The sequence below is a fragment of the uncultured Faecalicoccus sp. genome, from assembly GCF_944325745.1.
GTDB lineage: Bacteria > Bacillota_I > Bacilli_A > Erysipelotrichales > Erysipelotrichaceae > Faecalicoccus.
Genome location: NZ_CALVBG010000068.1, coordinates 1 through 5,941, shown reverse-complemented (window position 1 = coordinate 5,941; position 5,941 = coordinate 1). Strand labels below are relative to the sequence as shown.

Genomic DNA, 5,941 nt, shown 5'->3' with positions numbered 1-5,941 from the left:
TCGGGGCGTGATTCCCGCGCACAGTATCTATAAAGATGCAGAACATGTTGTAGAAAAGGCTTGATCCGCCTTTTCTTTTTTTATAGAGTGTGTAAAAATACAACTATGAAAGTTTCAATCCATCATTGTAAATCATTGTTTTTCGGTCTCGGAATTGTATTGGCCTGGATCCATTGTGTTTCGGTATTGGGCTTGGCAGGTATGGGTCAACTGAGTTTTTCATTGGCTTTAGCGGGTTTCTTTGCGGGAATTTTGAAAGGAAGCCAATATCAGAAAAAGTTATCCTGGTCATTGCAGGGGGCACAATTTATTTTGATGGGAATTTGTTGTGTGATTTATCTAATCGTATCGCTCTTTTTTCAAAGTTTTTCGCAAAGTCTGATCTTTCTTCCTATGTTGTTTGGCTCAGGGTTGGTACCGACGAAAAACAGGCCTTTTCAAGATCTGATTGGGATCGGCATCACAGCCTTTTTCTTGATCCTGTTCTATACACAAATCCGCTATACTAATGATGCGGCTTTGGCGGCTCTTCTTTTAAGCAATTGGTTCTTTTTTGATGCATTATGCAAAGTGTTTCCTTTACCGGGTCTGAAATCGATCTCTTTTGACTCGATGAAAAAGGAAATCCAGATCCAAGGGAAACAATTATGGGTTCCAATCCTTCGTTCTTTTCTTTTGGCCGGTCCTGTTCTGGTATGCGGACAAACGCGTTCGATTGAAGAAACGGGAATGTATTTCTGCATGCTTCTTTTGGCGGGATTTTATATTTTCTGCCTCGAAAGAATTCCTTTGTCCTTGCGAAGAGAAGTCAATCACCTCCTGTGCTTTTTAGGGCTAGGCTTAGGACTCTTGCCGGGAAAAGAAGGTTTTGAGCTTTTTAGAACGATCGGGCATCTTTTCTGGCTTTGTCCAGGATTGGTTGTCCTGAATCGACTCGTGCTGCAAAAACATCACGTTCCATCACGCAAGATTTCTTTTCTTGTGGAGATCATCTTTGGCCTAGGATCTATCGTGATGATTCCTTGGTTTGGACTTTGGGGATCTTTGGTTTTGGCAGGGATCGCGGCAGGATGGATGAGCGGCTTAACGATTCAAAAGCTTGCGGTTCCTAGTTTCAAAGAAATGGCCAAGGTTTTCCCTTGTTTGATGGGCGCCCTAGTTGTATGGATCTTTTCGGCTCTTTTGATGCCTGGTTTGTGGGGACAATGCGGTCTGATCCTGATTTATGTATTGATTGCGGTCGGAGGACAAATGGTCATTGTTCGATCTAAGTGGTGATTTCGGGGATAAAAACGTCGATTTTTACCAAGAATATGGGATTTTAATGTTATTTATAGGGCAAAATTTGACAGAATCTTAATAAAATGCAAAAATAAGCGCATGGGAAAAAAACGAGTACCGACAAATTCACGTAAGATGCCTCGAAAAAAACGAAGAAGAATATCTCCTTTTCTTGTCATCTTATGTTTTCTTTTGTCAATTGCCGCATTAGCTTTAGTCGCTTATTTGATCTTTCAATTGATCGTTTTGGATATGTTCCCGCTGACCTTGTTGATCCCTATGGTCAGTGTGATCGTCCTGCTAACGCTCATGATCATCTTATTTTCAAATTTCAAATGTAGAAGACAAGTGTCTAAGCTTTTTATGACACTTCTTTTGGCTGTCTTGACAGTGGGATATGGATTTGGAAACTACTATGTTTACGGGCTGACCAATCTTTTTAATGAAGTGACCAATTTGACGGATAAAGTCGCCCACCGCATCAATGTCTACGCACTGAAAGGTTCGGGAATCGATAACGCGAAGGATTTGGATGGCTTAAGTGTCGGGATCGTACCAAGCCTCAATGAAGACGGGATCCAGCGCTGCATCAACGATCTGGAAAGTAACGATGTCTCTATCGATGTATATGATTATTACACTTTGAGTGATTTATTATACGGCTTTTATTCGAATCAGGTCGATGCGATCATCCTTGACGAAGCTTATGAATATGATATCCATGAAATGGGTGGCGAATATACCAATTTTGGGACTTCCACGGTCAATGTCCATCAAACTGTGTACTACACAGATCGTTCCGAGTCGCAAAATGAGTCGTTAAATCGCGTCAGCAGTATCGTTTCGGATCCGTTTACTGTATTGATCAGCGGAAATGACTCGTACGGTTCATTAAATGAAAACAGTCGTTCCGATGTGAATATGTTAGTGACGATCAATCCGGCAACCCATACAGTTTTGATGACAAGTATTCCTCGTGATCTCTATGTTACCTTAGTTTGTCCAGAAGGGGCAGAGGCTTGTCCGGCCGATACATTGAACAAGCTGACGCATTCGGGCTTATATGGTGTGGCTTCAACGGATGAAACGATTGAAAACTTATTGGAGATCCCTGTGAACTATACCGTTCGTGTGAATTTTTCCAGTCTGGTCAACCTTGTGGATGCCGTGGGCGGAATCGATGTATATATCGAAGAAGGTTTGGAAGTCGATACCTTCTATGCCAATGGAACCCAAGGCGTACAGGCCGGATGGAATCATTTGGAAGGTGAGCGAGCTTTGGCTTTTGCCAGAGAGCGTTATGCCTATACCGATGGTGATAACCAGCGCGTGAAAAACCAGCAAATCGTCTTGGAAGCTTTGATCAATAAAATCGCTTCTCCAAGTATGTTATTGAACTTTGGTGATTTCATTGATGCGTTAGGCGGTGCTTTTGAAACCAATATGCCGGCCGATCAAATTCGTTCTTTTATCCGGTATCAGTTTGCGATGATGCCGGACTGGAAGTTTGAAAACTTCTCGATCGTTGGTGAAGTGGGCACAGAGTACTGTACGATCCAGGGAGACTATGCATCGGTCATGATCCCGTATATGGAATATGTCGATGCGGCCAAAGAAAAGATCCAGGCGGTATTAGATGGGGATTCAAGTGAATCCATCGAATCGCCGACAACGGATCTTTCACAGCTGACACTTTGGGATTTTAGTGAATATATGGATCTGCCAGAGAATTCTAACGAGGCGGATGGCCAAGAATCAAATACGTATGTTCAAGATTCTGATCTTTGGGTTGAGGATCCAGACTACAGCTATTGAGAAAAGGAGGAGTAGAAGATGAAGAAGGTTCAAAAAAAAAGCAAAGCTTTTCAAATTTTTGCGATCATTCTTTCTGTTTTGCTCGTTCTGATCACCATTGTCGCCGGAGCAGAATTGGTTGTATTGAATGTTCTGCCCACCAATTTATTGGTACCGGTCATTTTGATCCTGGTTCTGATCAGTGCTATTGGTATTGTATGTGTTAACTTTTTTAACCGCAAAATTGTAGGCAAGATTTTTTCAACTTTATTTGTTCTTTTGATCATGGGTGTCATGGGCCTGGGATCGTTCTATCTCTATCGAACCTCCAGCATGTTGACCAACATTACGACCCATGAAGGTGAAATTAAAAATACAGTTTCTCTGATTACGATGGGATCCAATCCGGCAGAAGATCTGGAAGATCTTGAAGATGCCACCATCGGTTATTTAAGGACCATCGATAATTATGGAACGGAACAGTTTCTAAAAGACGCAAAGAAACAGTTTAATCAAGAAGAGAAAAGCGCGATGGTCTCAAAGTCTGTCTTTGATGTCTATGCAGCAGAAGAAGATCAAAAAGAAACGGAAGAAGAAAACAAAGAACCTGTTTTTGCCGAAGACTATGGTTCACTTCCTTTTGATCAGAAGGATTATGTCAGTGTGCAAGCCCTAGTGGATGCGTTATATTCCGAGGAAGTGGATGCGATCGTTTTAAATGAAACGTATCGCAACAATGTCTCGGAACTGGAAGACTTTGTCAATTTTGAAAGTGAAACGAAAGTCGTCCATAAGACGGTTTATTATACGGATAAAGCCAATGAAGCCTTGGTGGTATCCGATATCACGACCGAACCCTTTAATATCTTAATTTCCGGAAACGATACTTATGGAGATGTCGGGGAATTATCTCGTTCGGATGTGAATATGATCGTTACCGTGAATCCTGCGACCGGAACGATTTTATTGACCAGTATTCCTAGAGATACTTATGTTGAGTCTGTTTGTGATGTGGCCGACGGATGCCAGATCGGTGCCATGGATAAGTTGACCCACCTGGGAATGCATGGCGTGAATGCTTCGAAGATGACTATTGAAAATCTTATGGGAATCGAGATCAACTATACATTCCGCGTGAATTTCTCCAGTGTTACGGATATTGTGGATGCCTTAGGCGGTATCGATGTTTATATTGAAGAAGGTATGGCGGTAGATACTTTCTATGCTGACAGCAGCTTAGAGGGCGTTACAGAAGGCTGGAATCATTTAGAAGGAGATCGTGCGCTTTCTTTTGCCCGTGAACGTTATGCGTATGAAGATGGAGATAATCAGCGCGTAAGAAACCAGCAGAAAGTCTTACAGGCCATCGTTGATAAGGCGATTTCTCCTGAGATCATTGTGAACTATGCCAGCTTGATGGATGCTTTCAGCGGCGCCTTTGAAACCAATATGAGCACAAGTGAGATCACATCTCTATTACAGTATCAATTGCAGGCAAACCCGGAATGGACTTTTGAAACTTATCAAATTGATGTGGTAGGCGATATGATGTATTGTGCAGATCTGGGGCAGGAAGCTTATGTCTCGATTCCGGATATGCGGACCGTACAAGTTGCACGGGAAAAGATCGAAGCTGTCATGAACGATGAATCTTCTGACTCGGTGGATGTTTCGTGGTTAGAGACAACGTATCCGGTTTATAATTATTGGGGCGGCTACGATTCCACGATCGATTATCGAACGGATACGGTTACAGCGCCTTATGATGCTTATACCGAATCCGATGATTCAACCAATGACTCTACTTATTATGAGGAATATAATGAGCCGATCCCATCGGAAGAATCTTATGGGGACCAAAGCACTATGGAAACCACAGATCCATCTCAAGATTATTCTGAACCGAATGTTGATTCGAGCATTTCCCAAGAACCAGTGGAAGGCTATTAGAGCGTAGAAGAAGATTCTGCGCTTTTTCTTTGTCTGGCATGATATAATTTTATAAAGTGGGTGATGATAATGTGGACATCCGATGAAATGAAACAAAGAGCCAAACAAACGTTACAAGGAAAGTACTGGCCTATTCTGGGGGTGTCGATTCTTGGCGGGATCCTTCAAGGATCTTTTTTCACCTTGTTGACCGATATCTATGATCCGCAAGATGGGATTCTTGTCCTTTTTAGTAATTTTGCCATGGATCTTCATGCGTTGATTCGGATATGGATCACGATGGTCATTCTTTCTTGGATCTATTCTATTTTTGTGGGGCATACGATATGGATCGGCCTTACAAAATACTTCTTGGAATCGGTTCAAAGAACACCTTCCGTTTCACTTCTTTTTGATTTTTTTAAATCCTCTTATGGAAATGTCATTAAAATCACCTTTTTGTATCAGTTGAAAATTGCGCTCTGGCTGCTTTGTTTTGTGGTTCCGGGAATTATTAAGATCTATGAATATCGAATGGTTCCTTTTATCCTGGCGGAAAATCCAGATATGAAATCTTCTGAGGTGTTTGAACGATCGGCGCAGTTAACCAAAAATAATAAATGGAACATTTTTATCTTAGAGCTTTCCTTTTTAGGGTGGATCTTGTTAGGGGTGTTATGTTGTGGAATTGGCGTTGTGTTTGTAGGTCCTTATGTGGATATGACCATGACGCATCTCTATCTGCATTTAAAAGAAGCCCATGGAATTGATCAAGCTCAACTGCCGCCCATTCCAGAATTGTAAGTGTATCATTGATGAATCGTATAGGGATCCTTATACGATTTTTTTTGGTCATAAGAGATGACCGGTTTTGTAAAGTTTTGTATTTGGGCAGAAATACGATATAATATTAAAGATTTGGGTGATCAATATGACG

General features: G+C 41.7%; 4 protein-coding genes. All 4 read left to right on the top strand.

What is annotated here, in order from left to right; genetic code table 11:
• The first annotated feature begins 105 nt into the window (after positions 1–105).
• The 4 genes from Q0J48_RS06295 to Q0J48_RS06280 all read left to right on the top strand — a co-directional run bounded on the left by Q0J48_RS06295 (position 106) and on the right by Q0J48_RS06280 (position 5,808).
• A complete protein-coding gene (locus Q0J48_RS06295; RefSeq protein ID WP_296242601.1) occupies positions 106–1,278 on the top strand; it encodes a hypothetical protein in 1,173 nt (390 codons plus the stop codon).
• A gap of 195 nt (positions 1,279–1,473) precedes the next feature.
• Positions 1,474–3,096, top strand: coding sequence for an LCP family protein (locus Q0J48_RS06290; protein WP_296242600.1), 1,623 nt, complete (start codon positions 1,474–1,476; stop codon positions 3,094–3,096).
• Between the two features lie 18 nt (positions 3,097–3,114).
• The gene (locus Q0J48_RS06285; protein ID WP_296242599.1) at positions 3,115–5,025 is read left to right on the top strand and encodes an LCP family protein; all 1,911 of its coding nucleotides are present in this window, start codon (positions 3,115–3,117) and stop codon (positions 5,023–5,025) included.
• Between the two features lie 69 nt (positions 5,026–5,094).
• Positions 5,095–5,808 (top strand): DUF975 family protein, encoded by a 714-nt coding sequence (locus Q0J48_RS06280; RefSeq protein ID WP_296242597.1) that lies wholly within the window; start codon positions 5,095–5,097, stop codon positions 5,806–5,808.
• Positions 5,809–5,941: the final 133 nt, after the last annotated feature.